At 62.6% G+C, this 23,807-nt stretch carries 18 protein-coding genes; 8 read left to right on the forward strand and 10 right to left on the reverse strand.

What is annotated here, in order from left to right:
- The 4 genes from cpaB to GNZ13_RS34405 all read right to left on the reverse strand — a co-directional run.
- Positions 1-368, reverse strand: a 368-nt coding sequence (cpaB, locus tag GNZ13_RS34390; protein WP_172172859.1) for a Flp pilus assembly protein CpaB, incomplete at its 3' end; no start/stop codon positions are given.
- 91 nt (positions 369-459) lie between these two features.
- The gene (locus tag GNZ13_RS34395; RefSeq protein WP_172172861.1) at positions 460-957 is read right to left on the reverse strand and encodes a TadE/TadG family type IV pilus assembly protein; all 498 of its coding nucleotides are present in this window, start codon (positions 955-957) and stop codon (positions 460-462) included.
- Positions 954-1,454 (reverse strand): A24 family peptidase, encoded by a 501-nt coding sequence (locus tag GNZ13_RS34400; RefSeq protein WP_172172863.1) that lies wholly within the window; start codon positions 1,452-1,454, stop codon positions 954-956. The genes GNZ13_RS34395 and GNZ13_RS34400 overlap by 4 nt, the downstream gene beginning before the upstream one ends.
- Before the next feature lie 142 nt (positions 1,455-1,596).
- Complete coding sequence (locus GNZ13_RS34405) at positions 1,597-1,782, reverse strand: Flp family type IVb pilin (protein WP_172172865.1); 186 nt, start codon at positions 1,780-1,782, stop codon at positions 1,597-1,599.
- A 658-nt stretch (positions 1,783-2,440) separates the two neighbouring features.
- Here GNZ13_RS34405 and GNZ13_RS34410 point away from each other — a divergent pair.
- The 4 genes from GNZ13_RS34410 to GNZ13_RS34425 all read left to right on the forward strand — a co-directional run bounded on the left by GNZ13_RS34410 (position 2,441) and on the right by GNZ13_RS34425 (position 8,469).
- On the forward strand, positions 2,441-4,129 hold the full coding sequence (locus GNZ13_RS34410; RefSeq protein WP_172172867.1) for a collagen-like triple helix repeat-containing protein: 1,689 nt from the start codon (positions 2,441-2,443) through the stop codon (positions 4,127-4,129).
- Positions 4,130-4,320: 191 nt separating this feature from the next.
- Entirely contained in the window at positions 4,321-5,754 is a 1,434-nt protein-coding gene (locus GNZ13_RS34415) for a collagen-like triple helix repeat-containing protein (RefSeq protein WP_172172869.1), read from the forward strand.
- A 248-nt stretch (positions 5,755-6,002) separates the two neighbouring features.
- A complete protein-coding gene (locus GNZ13_RS34420) occupies positions 6,003-7,712 on the forward strand; it encodes a ShlB/FhaC/HecB family hemolysin secretion/activation protein (protein WP_172172871.1) in 1,710 nt (569 codons plus the stop codon).
- A 271-nt stretch (positions 7,713-7,983) separates the two neighbouring features.
- Complete coding sequence (locus GNZ13_RS34425) at positions 7,984-8,469, forward strand: DUF2147 domain-containing protein (RefSeq protein WP_172172873.1); 486 nt, start codon at positions 7,984-7,986, stop codon at positions 8,467-8,469.
- 153 nt (positions 8,470-8,622) lie between these two features.
- Here GNZ13_RS34425 and GNZ13_RS34430 read toward each other — a convergent pair whose 3' ends face one another.
- The 6 genes from GNZ13_RS34430 to typA form a co-directional block, all read right to left on the reverse strand.
- Positions 8,623-9,072, reverse strand: coding sequence for a transposase (locus GNZ13_RS34430; protein ID WP_172172875.1), 450 nt, complete (start codon positions 9,070-9,072; stop codon positions 8,623-8,625).
- Between the two features lie 168 nt (positions 9,073-9,240).
- On the reverse strand, positions 9,241-10,338 hold the full coding sequence (gene zapE / locus GNZ13_RS34435) for a cell division protein ZapE (protein ID WP_172172877.1): 1,098 nt from the start codon (positions 10,336-10,338) through the stop codon (positions 9,241-9,243).
- A gap of 93 nt (positions 10,339-10,431) precedes the next feature.
- Positions 10,432-11,862: a dihydrolipoyl dehydrogenase gene (gene lpdA / locus GNZ13_RS34440; RefSeq protein ID WP_172172879.1), complete on the reverse strand. Its 1,431-nt coding sequence runs from the start codon at positions 11,860-11,862 to the stop codon at positions 10,432-10,434.
- Between the two features lie 137 nt (positions 11,863-11,999).
- Positions 12,000-13,292: a 2-oxoglutarate dehydrogenase complex dihydrolipoyllysine-residue succinyltransferase gene (gene odhB, locus GNZ13_RS34445; protein ID WP_172172881.1), complete on the reverse strand. Its 1,293-nt coding sequence runs from the start codon at positions 13,290-13,292 to the stop codon at positions 12,000-12,002.
- Between the two features lie 143 nt (positions 13,293-13,435).
- Positions 13,436-16,297 (reverse strand): 2-oxoglutarate dehydrogenase E1 component, encoded by a 2,862-nt coding sequence (locus GNZ13_RS34450; RefSeq protein WP_172172883.1) that lies wholly within the window; start codon positions 16,295-16,297, stop codon positions 13,436-13,438.
- A gap of 382 nt (positions 16,298-16,679) precedes the next feature.
- Positions 16,680-18,506, reverse strand: a complete 1,827-nt coding sequence (typA, locus tag GNZ13_RS34455) for a translational GTPase TypA (RefSeq protein WP_172172885.1) — start codon at positions 18,504-18,506, stop codon at positions 16,680-16,682.
- Between the two features lie 318 nt (positions 18,507-18,824).
- On the opposite strand from typA, the gene GNZ13_RS34460 reads away from it, so the two are divergent.
- The 4 genes from GNZ13_RS34460 to GNZ13_RS34475 all read left to right on the forward strand — a co-directional run bounded on the left by GNZ13_RS34460 (position 18,825) and on the right by GNZ13_RS34475 (position 23,799).
- Positions 18,825-19,340 carry a MarR family winged helix-turn-helix transcriptional regulator gene (locus GNZ13_RS34460; RefSeq protein WP_172172887.1) on the forward strand — a complete coding sequence of 172 codons (516 nt, stop codon included), beginning with the start codon at positions 18,825-18,827 and terminating at the stop codon, positions 19,338-19,340.
- 49 nt (positions 19,341-19,389) lie between these two features.
- Positions 19,390-20,898, forward strand: coding sequence for an efflux transporter outer membrane subunit (locus GNZ13_RS34465; protein ID WP_172172889.1), 1,509 nt, complete (start codon positions 19,390-19,392; stop codon positions 20,896-20,898).
- A 76-nt stretch (positions 20,899-20,974) separates the two neighbouring features.
- On the forward strand, positions 20,975-22,204 hold the full coding sequence (locus GNZ13_RS34470; RefSeq protein ID WP_172172891.1) for an EmrA/EmrK family multidrug efflux transporter periplasmic adaptor subunit: 1,230 nt from the start codon (positions 20,975-20,977) through the stop codon (positions 22,202-22,204).
- A gap of 32 nt (positions 22,205-22,236) precedes the next feature.
- The gene (locus tag GNZ13_RS34475; protein WP_172172893.1) at positions 22,237-23,799 is read left to right on the forward strand and encodes a DHA2 family efflux MFS transporter permease subunit; all 1,563 of its coding nucleotides are present in this window, start codon (positions 22,237-22,239) and stop codon (positions 23,797-23,799) included.
- The last annotated feature ends 8 nt before the right edge of the window (positions 23,800-23,807 follow it).

A 23,807-nucleotide genomic window follows, 5' to 3' on the forward strand; every position in this document is an offset into this window, starting at 1 on the left:
CCGTCGACCCGCACGGCCAACGCGCGCTCGCCCGGCTCGATGCGCTCGGCGAGTCCCGACGACAACTGGGTTTCGAGCACCGGCGAGTCCACGCCGATCTCCGCGTTCGGCACGCGGCCGGTCAGTTGCGCCGGATCGGTGAAGGCGCCGTTCGGATTGATCGGCAGCGACTGCACGCGCAATTCGTCGAAGGTGATCGGCTTGCCTGCCGGCAACGTGCGGGTGGCCACCACCACCGGGAAGCTTGCGTGCGTGGCGGAGGTCACGGCCACCGGCGCCGGACGGCGCGACAGCGTCCACGCGAACAGGCCGAGCAGCAACGCGACCGCGATCAGCACGCCGGCAAGAATTTTGGTCAGATTCGGCATGACGACTCGCTGCTTCGGTTAAACGATGCCGTGCCGCACGAGCGCTCGAAGCCGCATCGATGGACATAAAGATTGGGAGCCGGCGCGCGTGTCACTGAATGTTCTCCGGGTTGAGTTGCACCGTGGCGCTGCTCGACAGGGCGTTGGGTAATGTGAAACTCATTAGCGGCAAGCTCGGCACGAGCGGATTGGCCTGGTAGTTGTAAGTCAGCGAGACGTTCACGCACTGCATCGCGTTACCCGGGCCGCAAGGTGCGGAAGACGGCGTGCATTGCGCGGATTGCGCCAGTGTCGCGATCATCAGCTTGGCCGCCGCGCAGGCGGCGTTGCCGCGATTGACGAGCGCGTTTTGCAGCGACGTGTTGCTCTGCCAGTTCAGCGCGGCGCGCGCGCCTTCTTCCGCGGCGAGTGTCAGGTTCTGCTGCGCCACGAAGATCAAACTGAAAGTAACGATCACGTACAGAACGGTGAAGAACAGAGGGAACAACAACGCGAACTCGATAGCCGTCGAGCCCCGTTGCGCACGCGCGCGGCACACCTGGATGCGCTTGAGCGACGCGCGCGCAGGCTTGGTTGCTGGCGGTTTCATCGCAGCCCCCCGGCCAGTCCTTGCAGCACAAGCCATGCACTGGCGGCCACCGTAAGACATGCAGCGTACGGCGTGGAAGTTTTGCCGGCCAGTTCGAAAGTCGCGCCGTGGTGACGGACCAAACCGGCGAGCCGTGTGCGCGTCGCAATCAACAGCCAGAGCGCATGAACACCCGCGGCGAGACTAGCCGCCATCCACAGGCCGAGCAACGCCTGCATGCCGCACCACGCGCCCAGGACGGCGAACACTTTGACGTCCGCCGCGCCCATCACACCGAGCGCGAAGAATGGCAACAACGCGGCCAGACCGACCAGCGTTCCAATGCCCGCCTGGGTCCACGACACGCCGAAAGGCCCGCATTGAAGAAACGCGCAGCCGAACGCCGCCACCAAACCGGCGACGATAACTGAATTGGAAATACGCCGGCTTCGGCAGTCACTTATAGCAACCACCGCGGCCCAGGCGATAAATAACAAAATACCAACGGAGACATTCATTTCGCACTCGACAGGCGAAGCAACGCCATGCGAATTGCAATGCAATTCGCATTAGCCATTTGGCGATGCGTTAGAAAACGCCGACGATGCGAGCAGACGTAATAACGCCGGCCGCTTCGCGGGACGCTTGCAGGTTGCCTTTTTAGCCGCCGGCTGAGGCACCAGTCGGGATTGCGGCCGCGACGTTGCCAAGCGCAGTCTTGAGATTCGTGCCGATCGACGTTACCGACGCAACGATGACGAGTACCACTAACCCCGCGATAAGACCATATTCGATGGCCGTTACAGCCCGGTTATCTCTCAGGAAGCGTTGTGTGAATTTTTTCATTCTTACCCTCGGACTTTCATTTATTTCGTTTGTTTACGTGCTGCTTCGGATGACGGAGTCTTGAGCGCTGCGGACCATTGGTCTCTCATTCCTGGTCCTGCGTGTTGCGCTGCAGAAGCACCGCCTTGCAGTCGGCTTCAATAAAACAGATGTCGATGAGCTGTCTGTTCGATTACGCACCTCCCTCGTCAATCCTTGATGCTTTCCGGGTTTTATAGCCGAACAATCATATTTAAGCAATTGTCCGCTGCCCCTAGCTCGATGCCATATGAGTTTTCGCGTCGTACTCAGGTTAACGGCAGTTCGTGCGTTGCAGCACATAGGAATAACCATAAGTTAGATTCGCTGCACTAATTATTTGTTTGAACAGAACGTTTCAAGCGTTCGGACCCTCCCGTTGCGCTTGCGTTACGCCGTGTTTCGTAACGGCGCGCGCAGCTCGTTACGTTACGCAGCCCTCGCAAACGTTTAGCAAATTCATTTTCGCGCGGTATATCTGAGTTAGCGGATGCTTCATCAATTCCTCGCAAAGCCATATCACGCATGGTTTCACGCCCCTCGGTATAGAAATATTCTGCATTAGTCAGTCGAAATGGCACGGCTCATGCAGAGACAAGCACGCAGCAACACCCAATAACACATGCGATGCGAGGGCGACATGAACATTCAAACGGCCAACACCACAGTAAGAACAACCTTGATTGCGGCCAGCGTGGCAGCGATGCTTTCTCTTGGTGCTTGCGGAGGCTCCGGAGCCCTGAGTTCCGGCACCGGCAGCGGCCGTAGCGGTAGCGGCTCCGCCGGCGGCACACTTTCCACCGCCAGCAGCGGCAGCGGTTCGATGGGCTCGGGCGGTTCCGGCACCAGCAGCACCGGCTCGGGAAGCAGCTCCGGTACCGGCACGGGAACAAGCACGACCCCAGTCGCGAATGCGCTCGGCACAGTAGTCGGCAACACCGGCGGTGTGGTCAGCGATGCCGGCTCGACGGTCTCGAGCATCGGTACCGTGATCGGCTCGCAAACCCTGCCCGGCGTCAGCCCGCAAACCACCCAGGCCGCCGGCGGCATCGTGCAGCAAGTCGGCTCGGCGGTCTCGACGCTTGGCAACGGCGTATCGCAGGGACTCGGCCAACTCGGCACCGGCGGCGACGCGGTCGGCACGACGGTCTCGAGCCTCGGTGGCGTGGTCGGTCATGTCGGCGGCGCAGTGACGGATGCAGGCAACCTTGTAACGAGTCTCGGCAGCGGCCCGCTCGCGCCGTTGGCGGCCATCACCACACCGCTCGGCGGCGTCGTCAATACGCTCGGCGGCGCAGTGACCAACGGCGGCAGCACGCTCACCACCGCGCTCTCGACGGGTCCGGTTCAGCAAGTCACGCAAACGCTCAGCACCGCGATCACGCCGATTACGTCGATGCTCGCCGCGACGACTCAGACGGTTTGCAACACCACGGGCCTCGGTACACCGCTAAACGGCCTGCTCTCGACCCTCGGCGGCGGTCTGGGCAAGGCCGGCACGCTGATCAGCGCAACCGGCGGCAACCCGATCACGGCCTCTCTTGGCCATACGGTCACGGATACGGGCACCATCGTCACATCGGTGGGCGGCCTCCTCACCGGCGGCACCGGCGGCAATCCGCTGGCGCCGCTCACCAGCGCACTCGGCGGCCTGACCGGCGGCACTAGCAGCGGTCCGCTCGCTCCGCTCACCAGCGTACTCGGCGGCTTGACCGGCGGCACCAGCAGTGGCCCGCTCGCTCCGCTCACCAGCGCACTCGGCGGCTTGACCGGCGGCACCAGCAGCGGCCCGCTCGCCCCGCTCACCAGCGCGCTCGGCGGCTTGACCGGCGGCACCAGCAGTGGCCCGCTCGCTCCGCTCACCGGCGCACTCGGCGGCCTGACCGGCGGCACCAGCAGCGGCCCGCTCGCCCCGCTCACCGGCACGCTCGGCGGCTTGACCGGCGGCACCAGCAGTGGCCCGCTCGCTCCGCTCACCGGCGCACTCAGCAGCGCAACTGGCGGCCTCGGCGGCGCCTCGAGCGGCGGCAGCCCGTTGGCGCCTGTTACTGGCCTGCTCTCGAACGTGACCAACGGCCTGAGCAGCGCGACCGGCGGCAGCAGCAGCCCGCTCGCCCCGGTTACCGGCTTGCTGTCGAGCGTCACCGGCGCGCTCGGCGGCGTCACGACCACGGCGGCCGCCACGCCGACCACGACGACTACCACCTCGACCAACTCGAGCCCCGGCCTGTCGCTGTCGAGCACCAGCAGCAAGGGAACGGGCAGCAACCCGCTCGCCCCGGTGACGTCGCTCGTCGGCGGCCTGCTCGGCGGTCTGACGAAGAAGTAAGCAATGCCGTCGCAGCCATCGAACGAAGCGCAGTAACCGGAGACCCGGCGTCCGGAACCCGGAGTGCGGCCCGCCAGCCGCGCCCCGGCTCTGCCGGAACCTGGCTGAATTGAGCCGCGCCGCTCAGACACCCGTTGCACCGGCGCACGGAACCTACGCACTCGACACCTAGAAGACACTGAGGAGCACACATGTCCATCCAACGTTTTTTTACTCTCCATGCGGCGTGCGCGACCGTGTCGTCATTGCGCGCATCGTTGATCGCCGTAGCGGTCGCCGGCTTGCTCGCGGCGTGTGGCGGCAACACCGTCAGCTCGCCGCCGAGCGTATCCGGCAGCGGTAACGCCGGCGGCGGGGGTTCGACCACCGGCGGCCCGCCCCCCACCTCGACGTCGAGCACCAACGGCGTCGCCACCGCCGCCGCACAGACCACCAGCGACCTCGGCAACACGATCGCCTCGCAGACCATCCCGGGCCTCAGCCCGCAAGTCACGCAAGGTCTCGGCAACGCGGTGTCGAGTACGAGCAGCACACTGAACTCGCTCGCCAATGCGGTGAGCGGCGGCGTCGGGCAAATCGGCACGACCTCCAATCCGGTCGGCACCACGGTCGCCGGACTCGGCTCGGTGGTCAGCTCGACAAGCGGTGTCGTGCAAGGTCTGAGCACCGCGGTCGGCGGCCTCGGCACCGGCAATCTCGCGCCGCTGTCGCCGCTCACCACGCCGCTTGCAACCGTGCTTTCCACGACCGCCGGGGCACTAGACGCCGGTGGCGCGACGCTCGGCAATTCGCTCGCTTCCGCGCCGGTGCAACAGATCACCCAGCCGATCAGCACGGCGATCACGCCGATCGTGCAGACCGCCGGACTCGTGACGCAGACGGTCGGCACGCAGACCGGCCTCGGCGCGCCGGTCGGCGGCGTGCTCGCGCAAATCGGCGGCGCGTTGAGTTCGGCCGGCTCGCAAGTGGGCGCGACAACGCAGAATCCGGTCGGCGCCGATCTCGGCACGCTGGTCGGCTCGCTCGGCAACACGGTGACCAACGCCGGCGGCCTCGTCAATCCGAACGGCCCGAATGGCGCGAATCCGACTCCCGGCTTGATTACAAGCCTCGTCGGCGGCACGAACGTGGCCGTCGTCAATGGGCCGCCTGCCAACGGCAGCCCGTTCGGCCCGCTGCAAAACTCGCTCGCAAGTCTCGGGCTCGGCAACAACCCGCTCGGCTCGCTGTCGACGCTGCTCGGCGGCACACCGCTGTCCGGCCTGACCTCGGTGCTGGGCGGCGCGCCCTTGGGCTCGCTGACCTCGGCGACGGGCGGCTCGCCGCTGAGTTCGCTGACCTCGGTGCTGGGTGGCACGCCCTTGAGTTCGCTGACCTCGGCGTTGGGCGGCACGGCTAGCGCATCGAATCCGCTGTCGACGGTGACCGGCGCGCTCTCCGGCGTCACCAGCAGCGCATCGGGCAGCAGCGGCAGCGGTGGCGGCCCGCTCGCCCCCGTAACCGCGCTCGTCGGCCAGTTGACCGGCACGCTCAACTCGGCGGCCGGCTCGACGAGCAGCTCGAGCAGTCCGACGGGCGGCTTGACGACGCTACTCGGCGGCTTGGTGCCGGTGAGCCATAAGTAGTCCGCATAAGTCGCTCATCGATGCCGCGCGCATAAGACGTCCCGTCAGACGTTCCATTACGCAGTGTGCATAAGCAGTCCCGCCTCATCACGTGCTCCGCGCTTTTGCAGACGATGCTCAAGCCCGACGGAGCACGTGACGTAATACATGCAGCATGGCAGTATGCGTCGAGCCACACATAAGCGATCGCGACCAGCCCGGCCAGGCGGCGCGTCCGCAAGACAAGAACGGCATACGAGGAAAATCCGATGAAACTCGGGTACGGTAGCAAATGGACCCTTCTGCTCGCTGCTATTGCGGCGAGCGCGATGCAGGTAGAAGCACAAGCACAGTCACGCCCGGCCAGCCCGACAGTCGGCGGCAACCCGCTCGATTCGCTGCCGCAGATCAAGGCGCCCGACAAAGGCCCGAACGTGACCCTGCAGGTCGCACCGCAAGCCCCCCAACTTCAGGAACTGCTCGCCCGCCATCTGACGCCTTCAAAGATTCAGGTCGAAGGCGTGAAGTCCATTCCGTTCGACGAAGTCGCGCAACGCTTCACTCCCCTCGTCGGCAAAGACATCACCATCGCCGATCTGATGCAGGTCACCGACGGCGTCACGAAGCTGTATCAGGAGCGCGGCTATGCGCTCTCGTTCGCGTTCATTCCCGCGCAGACGTTCGAGGGTGGCGTGGTGCGCGTGACTGTGGTGGAAGGCTACGTGTCTGTGGTCAAGGTGACGGGCAACCCGGGCGTGGTCGAAGACAAGATCCGCGCGATCGCCGACCACATCGTCGCCGACCGGCCGCTCAAGCGCGCCACCTTCGAGCGCTACATCCACGTGCTGGGCCTGTTGCCCGGCGTGAAAGTCGCGGCCAACGTGCCGCCGCCGCAGGATACCGACGGCGCCACCACACTCGAACTGAACGTGGAGCGCAAACCGTTCGACGTCAGCACCGGGATCGATTTCAACCATCCCGGTGTGCAGGGTCTACTGACTGCTACCGAGAACGGTCTGACCGCGCTCGGCGAACAATTGAGCGTATCGGCGTTGCTGCCGAAGGGTCGCGATAACGTGACCTATCTCGCTGCGCACGCTACGGTACCGGTCGGCAGCGATGGACTGATCGCGAAGATCGACGCGTCGCACTACCGCGGCAATCCGGTCGACAATCCCGGCCTGCCCTCCTACATCCAACGCACGGTCATCAACGACAAGGTCGGCGGCTCGCTCGCCTATCCGATCCTGCTGAACGACACGCACATCCTGATCGGTACGGCCTCGGTCTATGCGTCGCACGACGAGGACCGCTACAACAACCAGCAGACCGGGGCGCAGATCGGCTTGCGCTCGCAAGTGCGCGTGATGCAATTGCAGGCCGATTACAGCAACGTGCAAACCGGCCAGGTGCGCCGCGCGAGTATCACGGTGGCGAAGGCATTCGATATCCTCGGCGCATCGAAATCCGGGGACTCGAACGTTCCTGGCACAACCGTCACGAATCCGGCGTCGATCAACTTCGTGCGCACCGGCGCAAGCTTTTCGCAAACCAACGAGTGGCCGTTGAAGATCGGCACCGCGGTTTCGTTGACCGGCCAATACAGCGCCGTCTCGCTGCCGACGTCGGAACAGATCTCGTTCGGCGCGCAACGTTTCGCGCTGGGTTATGAGCCGGGCGAGGCGTCGGGCGATTCGGGCTGGGGGGCCACGTTCGAAGTCAACCGGGCGTTCACGCCGGGCTTCACCTATCTGCGCACCTTCACCCCCTACGTCTCGTTCGACATGGCCCGCGTCTATCTGCATGCAGGGACGCCGTCGCCGTCGAAGCTTTCGTCGATTGCGTTCGGCTTCCGGATATCGGACGCGAAGTATTACAGCCTGGATTTGTCGGTGGCCAAGCCGATCGGCGACGCACCGGTGGAGAGCGCGTCGCGCAGCCCACGCATCAACGCGACGTTCTCGTACCAGCTGAACTGATGTTCAAAAGTGCCGCGCCCGATTAGAGGTTCCACTATCAAACGGCGCGCGCACTTTCACGCGCACTTCACGTATTCTGCGCTGACGATGTGCGACTGGCGGCACCCAAGCCACGAGTCGCAGACCGATGTAGCCGAAGTTGAACCTGAGGGACAGTGCCAGGCATAACAGGCACACCAGGCATCACGGCGGCCGGCGACTGAAAACCGCCCGAGATGCCAATAACGCCGCGCGACCATGATCGCGCCGTCTTTAATCAAGGAGGAAGACAATGATGCAATTCACTCAACGCGCGCGCGCAATCGCGCTTCGCACAGCCAAACATGCCGCCCTCGCCGGCGTGCTGCTCGCCAGCGCCGTCACGGCAATGGCGCAGGCCGATTCCCCGATTGGCACGTGGCAAACCATCGACGACAGCACCGGCCAGCCCAAGGCGCTCGTGCAAATTGCGCAGGACAGCAGCGGCTCGCTGAACGGCAAGGTGATCAAGGGACTCGGTGCGAACGATAAACCGGATCGCCGCTGCACTGAATGTACGGACGCGCGCAAGGACCAGTTGATTCTCGGCATGACGATCATCAACGATATGAAAAAGGACGGCGACGGCTGGGATCAGGGGCAGATTCTCGACCCGGAAAACGGCAAGGTCTACAAGTGCAAGATGCACCTGGAAGATGGTGGGAACAAGCTGGTGGTGCGTGGCTACATTGGCGTTTCGCTGCTGGGCCGCTCGCAAACCTGGATTCGTCAGCAATAGTGCGCGAGTAGTTCAGGCGCCGATGCTTGAGCTTGATATGCGAAGGGGGGGTCCATCAAGACCGCTATGGCCGCCAGGATGGAACCAGAAAAAACGGCCGACGATCGCCATCGTCCGGCCGTTTTTTTGTTTGAGTTTGGCTGGTTGGCGTCGTCATGCAGCGTGCTTGAAGGGCGACGTATACGCGAACGGCGAAGACGGTAACGGCTTGACCGATGCCGGGCTATACGCCGTGGGCACCGTGGCCGGAACTTTGTCTGCGTCAACGCTCTTCTGCTCCGCGCCCACATGCGTGCGCATGCGCGCTTCCATCAGGTTACAGAGTTCTTCGCTCGCTGCGCCGAACAGCTGGTCCATGACGCGCTTGAGCACGCCGGACTCATACCATGCCTTGAAGCGGCGATGGCAGGTTTGATACGACGGATATTTGCGCGGCATGGCGGACCAGGTCGCGCCGCTATACATCACCCACAGCACGCCGTTGAGCACCGAGCGCGTGTTGGCAAGCGGCCGGCCACGCAGTTCGGAGCGCGGACGCAGTTCAGGGAGCAACGGTGCAACACGTTGCCATTCTTCATCATTGATATCACGGTACGGATTCATGGTTTCTCCTTTGTCAGAACCATGACAAAGAAGATATCCAGTCGTCCGCGGGCGGAATATAAGACCAATCCGAATCTTGAAAATACGCCTTCAGACTCCGCCTCTTCGGCGAGCGGACCGTGATCTATCGCAAAAGCATCCGCGTCCGCGTCCGCGTCACGCCGCGGCTTAAGTCAGCGACGTATCGACGATCCGGCGCGGTGTGTCGAGATACTCTTTCGATTGCATTTCGACGATGCGCGACACCGTGCGCGTGAATTCGTTGGCCATCGGACCGTCCACATACAACTGATCGGGCGGCACCGCTGCCGACATCAGCAGCTTGACCTTGTGGTCGTAGAACACGTCGATCAGCCACGTGAAGCGGCGCGCCTCCGAGGCCATGCGCGCCGACATCTGTGGCACGCCGGACAGGATCACCGCGTGAAAACGGCTCGCCAGTTCCAGGTAGTCGTTCTGCGAGCGCGGACCGCCGCACAATGTCGCGAAATCGAACCATACGACGCCGTCAGCACGCCGTAGCGCCTTCAGCTCCCGCTTTTCGATGTGCAGGATCGGGCTCTCATCAGGAACCGCTGCAAGGCGCGAAAATGCATCGCGCAATGCTTTGTCCGCAGCCGCGCCGAGCGGCGTGTGATACACCTCGACCTGGGCCAGCGTGCGCTTGCGGTAGTCGATACCCGCGTCGACATTGATCACATCGAGCTTCGACTTGATCAGTTCGATTGCCGGCAGCATGCGGTCGCGATGCAGACCGTCCGGATACAACGTGTCCGGATCGTAGTTGGACGTCATCACGAATTGCACGCCGTTCTCGAACAGCTTGTCGAGCAGACGGTAGAGAATCATCGCATCGGCAATATCCGAGACGTGGAATTCGTCGAAACAGATCAGCCGGTAGCGCTTGGCGATACGACGCGCGAGTTCGTCGAGCGGATCGGCCGTGCCCTTCAGGTCTTCCAGTTCGCGATGCACCTCGCGCATGAACTCGTGGAAATGCAGCCGCGTTTTGCGCTGCACCGGCACGATCATATAGAAGCTGTCCATCAGAAAGCTCTTGCCCCGCCCTACGCCGCCCCACATGTACACGCCGCGTGGAAGATCCGGGTGGATGATCAGTTTCTTGAACGCATTCGAGCGACGCGATTTGTACTCGACCCACTCTTCATAGCACCGCTGCAGACGGTCGACCGCCGCGCGTTGCGCCGGGTCCGATTGATAACCCCGCGTCTGCAGTTCTTTTTCGTAGTATTCGGTGACGTTCATTGTGTTGCTGCAAAAAAGAAAGGCGGGAGGGAGTGAACCCGCCCGCCTTTGTGGTGATGCCAGAGTGCTGCGATCAGTCAGGCGTGCGCGTGATTACATGTTCAGCGCGCGCTTGTCCACGGCCAGAGCCGCTTCGCGCATGACTTCCGACAGCGACGGGTGCGGATGGCAAATGCGGCCGATGTCTTCCGACGCCGCCTTGAATTCCATCGCCACCACGGCTTCCGCGATCAGGTCCGATGCGTTTGCCGAGATGATGTGCACGCCCAGCAGCTCGTCGGTCTTCGCGTCGGCGATCATCTTGACGAAACCATCCGCCTTGTTGATGCCCAGCGCGCGGCCGTTCGCCATGAACGGGAACTGGCCCGTCTTGATCTCGCGGCCTTCGGCCTTCAGTTGCTGTTCCGTCTTGCCGACCCACGCGATTTCCGGTTCGGTGTAGATCACCCACGGAATGCAGTTGTAGTCGATGTGCGGCTTTTGACCGTCGATGATTTCAGCAACCATCACGCCTTCATCTTCAGCCTTGTGCGCGAGCATCTGGCCACGCACCACGTCGCCGATCGCGTACACGTTCGGGACAGCCGTTGCGCAGTGGTCGTCGACGTCGATGAAGCCGCGTTCGTTCGCCTTCAGGCCGATGGCTTCGAGACCGAGGTCGTCGGTGTTCGGCACGCGGCCGATCGACACGATCAGGCGGTCCGCTTCCAGCTTCTGCGCGTTGCCGTCCTTGTCCGTGTAGTTCAGCGTGACGCTGTTGTCGGTCGTCGTCACTTCGCCGACCTTCACACCCACGTGGATGTCGAGGCCCTGCTTCTTGAACTGCTTGGCCGCTTCCTTCGCGAGAGCCTGGTCCGCCGCGCCGAGGAATTCCGGCAGCGCTTCGAGCACCGTGACTTCAGCACCCAGACGGCGCCACACCGAGCCGAGTTCCAGACCGATCACGCCCGCGCCGATCACGGCCAGCTTCTTCGGTACCGTGTCGAAGCTCAATGCGCCTTCGTTGTCGGCGACGATCTTGTTGTCGACCGGAATGCCCGGCAGATGGCGCGCCTTCGAACCCGTTGCAATGATGACGTTCTTCGCCGTCACGACTTCGGTTTCGCCTTCACCGCTCACTTCGATCTGCACGCCGGCGTCCGTCTTGCCGGTGAACTTGCCATGGCCCTTGAGCCACGTGATCTTGTTCTTGCGGAACAGGAATTCGATACCCTTGGTCATCTTCTCGACGATGCCTTCCTTGCGGGCCAGCATCTTCGTGATGTCGAGCTTTACGTCCGACACGTTGATGCCGTGATCGGCGAGGTGATGCTGCGCGTTTTCAAATTCTTCCGACGACGCGAGCAGAGCCTTCGACGGAATACAACCCACGTTCAGGCAGGTGCCGCCGAGCTTCAGCGCGCCGGCCGGGTTCTTCCACTTTTCGATACATGCGACGGTCTTGCCGAGTTGCGCTGCGCGGATTGCGGCGATGTAGCCGCCGGGGCCGGCGCCGATCACGACGACGTCAAATTCTTTGGACATGACAATCCTTTTTATGACGGAACGACGCGCGGCCACGCTTCGTGGCGGGCGTCGCTCCAGTACTGCGGAATGCGAAAGACGTGATGCTTATATGGCGCCGACTCGCATGACCAAGCCGACGCCAGCCGAGCCAGTGCTTACAGGTCGAGCAGCAGGCGCGCCGGGTCTTCCAGCGCATCCTTCATGGCGACCAGCGACAGCACCGCTTCGCGACCGTCGATGATCCGGTGGTCGTACGACAGCGCCAGATAGTTCATCGGACGGATCACGATCTGGCCGTTTTCGACCACAGCGCGTTCCTTCGTGGCGTGCACGCCCAGAATGGCGGATTGCGGCGGGTTGATAATCGGGGTCGACAGCATCGAACCGAACACACCACCGTTCGAGATCGAGAACGTACCACCCGTCATTTCTTCGATCGACAGCTTGCCGTCCTTGGCCTTCTGGCCGAATTCGGCAATCTTCTTCTCGATTTCAGCGAGGCTCAACTGATCTGCATTGCGCAGGATCGGCACCACCAGGCCACGCGGCGAACCGACAGCGATACCGATGTCGAAGTAGCCGTGATAGACGATGTCGTTACCGTCGATCGAAGCGTTCACCAGCGGGAATTTCTTCAGCGCGTGAACAGCCGCCTTCACGAAGAACGACATGAAGCCCAGCTTCACGCCATGTTCCTTTTCGAACTTGTCTTTGTACTTGTTGCGCAGGTCCATCACCGGCGCCATGTTCACTTCGTTGAACGTGGTGAGGATGGCGTTGGTTTGCTGCGACTCGAGCAGACGCTCGGCGATACGCGCACGCAGACGCGACATCGGCACGCGCTGTTCCGGGCGGTCCTTCAGCCATTGGTCGGCCGATGCCGGTGCCTTAACGTCCGGCAGCGACGGCTTCGCAGCCTTCGGTGCGGCAGCCGGTGCCGGTGCAGCCTTGGCAACCGGTGCCGGTGCGGCTTGACCCGCGGTCAGCACGTCACCCTTGGTGATGCGGCCGTCGCGGCCCGTGCCGGCGACGTCGCCCGCGCCCAGACCCTTCTCGGCCATCAGCTTGCCGGCAGCAGGCGAAGCAGCGGTGTTCGCACCCGTTGCGGATGCAGCCTGAGCGGCCGGCGCAGCAGCCGGTGCCGGTGCCGATGTGGCGGCGGGCGCCGGCTTCACTTCGGCTTCGACAGCAGCGGCGCCTGCCGTGCCTTCAGTGTCGATCTTGGCGATCACCTGATCCGCAACGACGATGTCGCCGTCGTTCGAGATCACTTGTGCGAGCACGCCGGCGGAGGGTGCCGGCACTTCGAGCACGACCTTGTCGGTCTCGATTTCGATGAGAATTTCGTCTTGAGCAACAGCCTCGCCGGGCTTCTTCTTCCACTGCAGCATCGTGGCTTCCGAGACCGACTCGGAGAGCTGGGGAACCTTGACTTCAACAATAGCCATTATGAATATCCTGAATACGTATCGGGTGACGGCGCGCGATCTATGGACCCGCGACGACCGCCTGCGAACCATAACTGCCGCGAATGAACCTTCAGACGCGGCACGGGAAAGCGCATCGCGCTTTCCCGGTTCGTCTGTTTTGGTTATTTAGCGATCGACGCGCTCTTGAGGCGACCGAAAGCGCCTTCGATCAGCGCCTTCTGCTGCTCGTAGTGCTTCGCGTAGTAGCCGACTGCCGGCGAGGCCGAAGCCGGACGTCCGCTGTATGCCAGCTTCTGCCCGTCCTTCATGCCTTCCTTCAGGTGGTGCTCGATGTAGAACCACGGGCCTTGATTCTGCGGCTCGTCCTGCACCCAGACCACTTCGGTCGCGTTGTCGTACTTCTTCATTTCCGCTTCGAACTGCTTATGCGCGAACGGATAGAGCTGTTCGATACGGATGATCGCGACGTCGTTCGACTTCGATTCACGGCGATGTGCCAGCAGGTCGTAGTACACGCGGCCCGAGCAGGCCACCACACGCTTGACCTTCTTCGCTTCGATGGCTTCGTCGATTTCGCCGAGAATCGGCTGGAACGCGCCCTTCGCCAGCTCGGACAGATCCGACACGGCTTCCTTGTGGCGCAGCAGCGACTTCGGCGTAGCGACGATCAGCGGCTTGCGGAACAGGCGGATCATCTGACGGCGCAACAGGTGGAAAATCTGCGCCGGCGTGGTCGGTTGAACGACCTGCATGTTGTGGTCTGCGCACAGTTGCAGGAAACGTTCGATACGTGCCGACGAGTGCTCCGGACCTTGACCTTCGTAGCCATGCGGCAGCAGCATCGTGAGACCCGAAACACGGCCCCACTTCACTTCACCCGACGAGATGAACTGGTCGATCACGACTTGCGCGCCGTTCACGAAGTCGCCGAACTGCGCTTCCCACGCGACGAACGTATTCGGTTCAGCGGTCGAGTAACCGTATTCGAAGCCCACCACCGCTTCTTCCGACAGCACCGAGTCGATCACCGTGAACTTCGCCTGACCTTCGGCGATGTTCTGCAGCGGCACGTACGTGCCGTCGTTCCAGCGTTCGCGGTTCTGATCGTGCAGCACCGCGTGACGGTGCGTGAACGTGCCGCGGCCCGAGTCCTGACCGGTCAGGCGCACCGCGTAGCCCGATGCGACCAGCGACGCGAATGCCAGGTGTTCGCCCATGCCCCAGTCGAGCTTTGCTTCACCACGGCCCATCGCGCGACGGTCGTTGATGACGCGCTCAACCAGCGGGTGAACCTTGAAGTTTTCCGGGATCGTAGTGACGCGTTCCGCGAGGCGCTTCAGCTCAGCCAGCGGCACTGCCGTGTCGGCTGCGTCGGTCCACTTGCGGTTCAGGAACGGAACCCAATCCACCGCATACTTGCTCTTGTAGTTCGAGAGCACCGGGTCGATCGTATGATGGCCTTCGTCCATCGCCTTGCGGTATGCCTTAACGAATTCGTCTGCGTCAGCAGCCGTGATCACGCCTTGCTGCACCAGCTTTTCAGCGTACAGCGCGCGCGTGCCCGGATGCTTCGCAATCGTCTTGTACATCAGCGGCTGCGTGACAGCCGGCGTGTCCTGCTCGTTGTGACCCAGCTTGCGGAAGCAGACGATGTCGACGACGACGTCCTTGTGGAACTGCATCCGGAAGTCGATGGCGAGCTGCGTAGCGAGCACGACCGCTTCAGGATCGTCACCGTTCACGTGCAGCACCGGCGCCTCGATCATCTTGACGACGTCCGAGCAGTACAACGTGGAGCGCGAGTCGCGCGGGTCCGACGTCGTGAAACCGATCTGGTTGTTGATGACGATGTGCAGCGTGCCGTGCGTGCCGTAACCGCGCGTTTGCGCGAGGTTCAGCGTTTCCATCACGACGCCCTGGCCTGCGAAGGCCGCATCGCCGTGGATCTGCACCGGCAGCACTTGCAGGCCGCTGTCGTCGCCGCGACGGTCCATACGCGCCTTCGCCGAACCTTCGACCACCGGGTTGACGATTTCGAGGTGCGACGGGTTGAACGCGAGCGACAGGTGAACCGGGCCGCCATCGGTCGAGACGTCCGACGAGAAACCCTTGTGGTACTTCACGTCGCCAGCCGGCAGGTCGTCGACGTGCTTGCCTTCGAATTCGGCAAACAGATCCGCCGGCATCTTGCCGAGCGTATTGACCAGCACGTTCAGACGGCCACGGTGGGCCATGCCGATGACGATTTCCTGGACGCCGTTGGCGCCGCCATGACGCACGACTTCGTCCATCGAGGCGATGAAGCTTTCACCGCCTTCGAGCGAGAAGCGTTTCTGGCCGACGTACTTGGTGTGCAGGAAGCGCTCGAGGCCTTCAGCGGCCGTCAGGCGATTCAGGATGTGCTTTTTCTTTTCATTGGAGAAGTTCGGCGTCGAACGGATCGACTCGAGCTTCTCTTTCCACCAGCGCTTCTGTTCCGGATCGCTGATGTACATGTACTCGGCGCCGATCGTGCCGCAGTACGTGTCACGCAGGGCCTGGACGATCTCGCGCAGCGACGCACGCTCGAACCCGAAATACAGATTCGTGGCGCTGAACTCCTGGTCCATGTCGGCTTCGGTGAAGTCGTAGAACGCGGGTTCAAGTTCGGGGATAGCGGGACGTTCGCGGCGCTTCAGTGGATCGAGATTGGCCCATTGCGAGCCGAGGAAGCGATATGCGCCGATGAGGGACTGCACATAAACTTGCTTGCGGGAGGTAGCGAGATCTTCGCCGCCGGCCGCCGTGCGCGGGATGAAGGCATTCGCCTTGGCCCGTTGCGCAAACGATTCGACGATCGGGCCATGGGCCACGTCGTTGGCATTGCTGCCATCCGATGCAGGGACGTTCTGCAACGCGTCGAAATAGCTGCGCCAGTTCTCGGGCACTGACGCCGGATTATCGAGATACGCTTCGTACATTTCTTCTACGTACGGAGCATTGCCGCCGAACAGATAAGAGTTCGACTGGAATTGCTTCATCATTTTTACGCTCACCTTTCTTCGAGTTTCTCGAGAAATAGCGGGTTACAGAACCTTCCGCGACACGGCCTGACCGTTTAGCGGATTGCGCGAATCAAGTCTTGCTTGGAAGGACCTAAAACTTTGCACCCGGGGAGCATATCACAGAACGGATAGTGCAGATAGCAGGCGGATTGCCGCTCAAGCCCGTCGCGACGGGCTTTCAGCACCATTTCCAGGACTCGCAACAGTCTTGTGTAAAAACGGGGACAAACACGACAAACAGGCGGCCAACAGCGAGCAATTACAGGCAACGCGAATTGGACGCCTGAAACGGCAAAAGCCACCCGGAGGTGGCTTTTGCCTGACATCGCGCCGCTTACCCAGGATTAGGGCCGGTGCTGATTTAGTCCACTGCGCCCTTACGGCTCGCGCTGCGGCGCTCGTGTTCCTTCAGGTAACGCTTGCGCAGACGGATGGATTGCGGCGTAACTTCGACCAGTTCGTCGTCGTCGATGAATTCGACCGCGTATTCCAGCGACATCTGAATCGGCGGCACGAGGCGCACCGCTTCGTCCGTACCCGACGAACGCACGTTGGTCAGCTGCTTACCCTTGATCGGGTTCACGACCAGGTCGTTGTCGCGGCTGTGAATGCCGATGATCATGCCTTCGTAAAGCGGCTCGCCCGGCGACACGAACATACGGCCGCGATCCTGCAGCTTCCACAGTGCGTACGCAACTGCCGCGCCGTCGTCCTGCGAAATCAGCACGCCGTTACGACGCTCGCCGACACCACCTTCCCTGACCGGCTGGTACGAGTCAAACGTGTGGCTCATCAGCCCCGTACCGCGCGTCAGCGTCAAGAATTCGCCCTGAAAACCGATCAGCCCACGCGCCGAGATACGATACTCGAGACGCGTCCGGCCACGGCCGTCCGACGCCATGTCGAGCATTTCACCCTTGCGGCGACCCAACTCTTCCATCACGCCGCCCTGATGCGCATCTTCCATGTCGACCGTCAGGTTTTCGTACGGCTCGTGCTTGACGCCGTCGACCTCCGTCATCACGACGCGCGGACGCGACACAGCGAGCTCGTAACCTTCGCGACGCATGTTTTCCACCAGAATCGTCAGATGCAGCTCGCCGCGACCTGCCACTTCGAAGGTGGTTTCGTCACCGGTTTCTTTCACGCGCAGCGCGACGTTGTGGTTCAGTTCCTTCATCAGGCGGTCGCGAATCTGACGGCTCGTGACGAACTTGCCTTCGCGGCCGGCCAGCGGCGACGAATTGACGAGGAAGTTCATCGTCAAGGTCGGTTCGTCGACCGTGATCATCGGCAGCGCTTCCGGTTGCTCCGGCGCGCAGATGGTCACGCCAATACCGATTTCTTCAATACCGTTGATCAGCACGATGTCGCCGGCTTCAGCCGACTCCACCTGCACACGCTCAAGACCCTTGAACGACAGCACCTGGTTGATCTTGCGGTTCAAAATCGCGCCGTCCGGACCCGAACGCACGGCCACCGGCATACCCGGCTTGATACGGCCACGCGTGATACGGCCCACGCCGATACGGCCGACGTACGACGAGTAGTCGAGCGACGTGATCTGCAGTTGCAGCGGACCGTCCGGATCGGCCGGGCGGACCGGAACGTGTTCCAGCACGGCGTCGAACAGCGGACGCATGTCGCCTTCGCGCACGTCCGGCGTCAGGCCGGCGTAGCCGTTCAGACCCGATGCGTAGACGATCGGGAAGTCGAGTTGTTCGTCCGTTGCACCCAGCTTGTCGAACAGGTCGAAGGTCTGGTTGATCACCCAGTCGATCCGCGCGCCCGGCCGGTCAACCTTGTTGACCACCACGATCGGCTTGAGGCCGAGCGCCAGCGCCTTCTTGGTCACGAAGCGCGTTTGCGGCATCGGGCCTTCGACTGCATCGACCAGCAGCAGCACCGAGTCGACCATCGACAGCACGCGCTCCACTTCACCGCCGAAGTCGGCGTGGCCCGGGGTGTCGACGATGTTGATGTGCGTGCCTTCGTACTCGACCGCGCAGTTCTTCGAAAGAATCGTGATGCCACGTTCCTTTTCGATGTCGTTCGAGTCCATCACGCGCTCGACAACCTGCTGGTTGTCGCGGAACGTGGCCGTCTGGCGGAGGAGCTGGTCGACGAGCGTGGTCTTGCCGTGGTCGACGTGGGCAATGATGGCGATGTTGCGTAGGGCGCGAGTCATAGGAACCTGGAGACAGTTGAGTGCGCCAGCAGCAGCATTGTGTACGAAGCCAACAAAGCCCAAAGCGCACTTTTGGGAACCCAACATTATAGCACGCCCAAATGAAGCTTTCTGGTATTCCCTGATGGACCCATCGTATTCCATGCAGCGGTGAGTAGGAAATGAACTCGCCATGCATCGGCAATACCCTACGCGAAACCGCGCGCATTCTGTCTTGAGCAGGAAAAGATCCTTGCCTAAGCTGTAATAACGCTTGCCGCGTCAATCAACCGTTGCCTATAATCCTGCCTAGTCAACCATTGCATTCGCACGAGAATCATGACGGATCCGTCTTCAACACCCGGCTCAGACCTCAGCCAGTACCAGCTAGGCGAAAGCGTCGGCTATCTGATCTCGCGAGTGAAATCGACCATGTCCAACCTGGTCACGCAACGCAGCATGGCCGAGTTGGGCATCACCAGCCAGCAGGGCAGCATCCTGTTCATGGTGGCGAGCGGCAAGTGCCTGCTGGCGGCCGAACTGGCGCGTGAATACGGCATAGATGCTAGCGCCGTGACACGTCTGGTCGACCGGTTGGAGAAACGCGGCCTGCTGACAAGAGTGCGCAGCAACGAAGACCGGCGGGTCGTCCGGCTCGCGCTGACCCCGGAAGGCCAGGCGATCGCGGCAAAAATGCCCGCCATTTTCAACGGCGTGCTGGACAGTCTGCTGGGCGGCTTCACCCCTGAAGAGGTGGGCTTCCTGAAGAGCATGCTGCGCCGCGTACTTGTCAATTCCGGCGAACAAACGGGACTAACCCGTGATGCAGCAAGCAATTTTGACAGCAAATCGTAATAAATTGCTTGCAGTGTCCATCATTACATTCCACTCAAAGAGTCGAGCGATGAAATCCCTTTCCCTGTCCGCGCCCGCGCTTTCGAGCCGGGCCGCTGTCGCCGCCGCGGTGACGGCGCTCGCCCTCACGGGGTGCGCGAACTACTTCGGCATGAAGAGCGACAAGCAGATCTCGTCGCCGGCTCAGTACGAGTCCACCCAGAGTCTGCCCGGCCAGGGCGGCCAATGGCCGTCGCTCGACTGGGCCAACCAGTTCGGCGATCCGCAGCTCCCGAAGCTGATTGCGGAAGCGCTGGAAGGCAGCCCCTCGATCGCGCAGGCGCAGGCACGCCTCGCCAAGGCTTCGTCGTACATCGAAAGCTCGCGCTCGGCGCTGTACCCGAAGGTCAACGGCAGCTACTCCTGGAACCGCGAGCTGTTCTCGGCAAACGCGCTCTACCCGCCTCCGTTCGGCGGCACCTGGTATAGCGAGAACAACGTGCTGGCGAGCGCGTCGTGGGATCTGGACCTGTGGGGCAAGAACCGCCAGCGCCTCGGCCAGGCCGTGTCGCAGGAAAAGGCCGCAGAAGCCGACATGCAGCAGGCGCGCGTGACGCTTGCCTCCTCCGTGGCGAGCACCTATAACCAGCTCGCCCAGTTGTACGCATTCCGCGACATCGCCGCGCGCGAAATCGCCAACCGCCAGGACATCAGCCGCATCACCAACGGCCGAGTAACCGCCGGGCTCGACACCAACGTCGAACGTGAAACCGCGAACGGCAACATCGCGACCAGCCAGGCGAACCTGACCGATCTCGACGGCCAGATCACCGTGGTGCGCTATCAGTTGGGCGCGCTGCTCGGTAAGGGTCCGGATCGTGGCCTGCAGATCGCCAAACCGGTTCTGACCACCGGCGACACGGTAGCGCTGCCGAACAACTTGCCGGCCGACCTCGTGGCACGCCGCGCGGACATCGTCGCCGCACGCTGGCAGGTCGAAGCCGCGATGCACGACGTGAAGGAAGCAAAAGCTGAATTCTTCCCGGACGTCAACCTCGCCGCCGGCTTCGGTTTCGATGCGTTCGGCTGGGGCCGTTTCCTCACCTCGGCAAGCCGGCAGATCCAGTTCGGCCCGGCGATTCACCTGCCGATCTTCGACGCTGGCGCGCTGCGCTCGCAGTTGAAGGGCCGCTACGCCGACTTCGACCTCGATGTGGCGAACTACAACCAGACGCTGATCAATGCCCTTTCGGATGTCGCGACGCAAGTGTCGTCGATCCGTTCGATCGACCAGCAATCGGGCGACGCCCAGCGCGCGCTCGACGCGTCGACCAAGGCCTATCAGCTGGCGGTGATCCGCTACAAGGCCGGTTTGTCGCCGCAGTTGCAGGTGTTGACCGCCGACCAGAACCGCCTTAGCGCCGAACAGACGGTAACGAGCCTGAAGATGCGCCGCCGCGATCTGCAGATCGGCCTCATCAAGGCGCTCGGCGGCGGTTTCGACGCAACGCAGACCGGCCTCGTGGTGCCGACCGATGCCCCGGCATCGGTCACCGCCGCGACCGCCGCTGCAAACTGAAGCCACATCGACGCGACCCACACTCGCACGAACATCCGAATAAATGACGACGCTTGAGAGAACCCGGAGCACATCAATGAGCACCCCCCAGCAGCCCGCGGCCCCCACACAACCGGCGAACAACGGCAAACGCAAGCGCATGATGACGCTGCTCGTCATCGTGATCCTGATCGCCGCGGTCGCCTACGGCCTTTACTACTTCCTCGACGCACGCTTCCACGAAGACACCGACGACGCGTACGTGAACGGCAACGTCGTACAAATCACGCCGCAAGTCACCGGCACGGTTATCGCCGTGAACGCGGACGACACGCAAACCGTGAAGGCCGGCGACCCGCTCGTCGTACTCGATCCGGCCGACGCGCGCGTCGCGCTCGAACAAGCCGAAGCGAATCTCGCGCAGACGGTGCGCCAGGTGCGCGGCCTGTTCGCCGACGACAATCAATACCAGGCGCAAGTTGCCCAGCGTGAGTCCGATCTGTCGCGCGCGCAGGACGACCTGAAGCGCCGCATGACGGTCGCACAAACCGGCGCCGTGTCGCTGGAAGAAATCTCGCACGCCCGCGACGCCGTGAAGAGCGCGCAAGCCTCTGTCGACGCCGCCCAGCAACAACTGGCGTCGAACCGCGCGCTGACCGCCAATACCACGATCGCGAATCACCCGAACGTGCAGGCCGCCGCCGCGAAGGTCCGCGACGCGTACCTAAACAACGCGCGTAACAACCTGCCGGCGCCGGTCACTGGCTACGTGGCGAAGCGCTCGGTGCAGGTCGGCCAGCGCGTCTCGCCGGGCACCCCGCTGATGGCCATCGTGCCGCTGGGCGGCGTGTGGGTCGATGCGAACTTCAAGGAAGTGCAACTGAAGCACATGCGCATCGGCCAGCCGGTCGAGTTGACGGCCGACGTGTACGGTTCGTCGGTGGTGTACCACGGCAAGGTGGTCGGCTTCTCGGCGGGCACGGGTTCGGCGTTCTCGCTGCTGCCCGCGCAGAACGCAACCGGCAACTGGATCAAGGTGGTGCAACGTCTGCCGGTACGGATTGCGCTCGACCCGCAGGAACTTGAAAAGCATCCGCTGCGCATCGGCCTGTCGATGCAAGCCGACGTGAGCATCAAGGACGGTAACGGCGGCCAGCTCGGCCAGGCGCCGAATACGGTTTATCAGACCAACGTGTTCGACAAGTACGGCGACGAAGCCAACGCTGAAATTGCTCGCATCATTTCGGAAAATGCTGGCCCGAACGGCGGCTCGCAGAAATCGACTCAAGCCGGCGGCGCTGTCAAGCCCGCAGCGAAGCTGATGTAAGGGGCGCGACGGTTCATAGAAGGCTTTTTTTAATGGCTCAGGCTCAGGCGCAAGTCCCTCATCCGCCGCTCGAGAGCGCGCAACTGGTGATCGGCACCATCGCGGTGTCGCTCGCCGTGTTCATGAACGTGCTCGACACGTCGATTGCGAACGTGTCGATCCCGTCCATTTCGGGCGACCTCGGTGTGTCGTCCGACCAGGGCACATGGGTGATCACGTCGTTCGCGGTGGCGAATGCCATCTCCGTGCCGCTGACCGGCTGGCTCACCGACCGTATCGGCCAGGTGCGCCTGTTCATGGCGTCGATCATCCTGTTCGTGATCTCGTCGTGGATGTGCGGCCTCGCGCCCACCCTGCCGTTCCTGCTTGCCTCGCGCGTGCTGCAAGGCGCCGTGGCCGGCCCGATGATTCCGCTGTCGCAAACGCTGCTGCTTGCCAGCTATCCACGCGCCAAGGCGCCGATGGCTCTCTCGATGTGGGCGATGACCACGCTGATCGCGCCGGTGGCCGGGCCGATTCTCGGCGGCTGGATCTCGGACAACATCTCGTGGCCGTGGATTTTCTACGTCAACATCCCGGTCGGTGCGATCGCGGCCGTAGCAACGTGGACGATCTTCCGCAACCGCGATTCGGTCATCAAAAAGGCACCGATCGACGGCGTCGGTCTCGGCCTGCTGATCCTCTGGGTCGGCTCGTTGCAGGTGATGCTCGACAAGGGCAAGGACCTCGACTGGTTCTCGTCGACGACCATTGTCGTGCTGGCGCTGGTCGCGGTGATTTCGCTCGCGTTCTTCATTGTGTGGGAATTGACGGCCGAGCATCCGGTGGTCGATCTGTCGCTCTTCAGCCGGCGCAATTTCACGAGCGGCACGATTGCGTTGTCGATCGGCTACGGGCTCTACTTCGGCAACCTCGTGTTGTTGCCGTTGTGGCTGCAAACCGATATCGGCTACACCGCCACCGAAGCGGGCCTCGTGATGGCGCCGGTCGGCCTGTTCGCCGTGCTGCTGTCGCCGATCACCGGCAAGGTGTTGCCGCGTACCGATCCGCGCTATATCGCGACCTTGTCGTTCCTCGTGTTCGCGCTGTGTTTCTGGATGCGCTCGCGCTATACGACCGGCGTCGATACTTATTCGCTGCTGCTACCCACGTTGATTCAGGGAATCGGCATGGCCGGGTTCTTCATCCCGCTGGTGTCGATCACGCTGTCGGGTCTGCCGGGCAACCGGATTCCTGCAGCGTCGGGCTTGTCGAATTTCGTGCGGATCATGTGCGGCGGTATTGGCACGTCGATTTTCCAGACCGCGTGGGATCACCGCACCATCATGCATCATGCGCAACTGGCCGAACAGGCGAGCGCGTACAACCCGGTGTTCGATCGGTCGATCCGACAGATGGGTGCGGCTGGCTTCAGTCAGCCGCAGGCGTATGGTCTGTTCAATACGATGGCTACGCAGCAGGCCGCGCAGTTGGGCGTGAATGATCTGTTCTTTGTATCGGCGGGAATCTTTGTCGCGCTGATCGCGCTGATCTGGATGGCAAAGCCGGAACGCGCCGGTGGTGATGCCGGTGCGGCGGCTGCGGCGGCGCATTGAGGTTTTAG

This window comes from Paraburkholderia elongata (assembly GCF_013177735.1).
GTDB lineage: Bacteria > Pseudomonadota > Gammaproteobacteria > Burkholderiales > Burkholderiaceae > Paraburkholderia > Paraburkholderia elongata.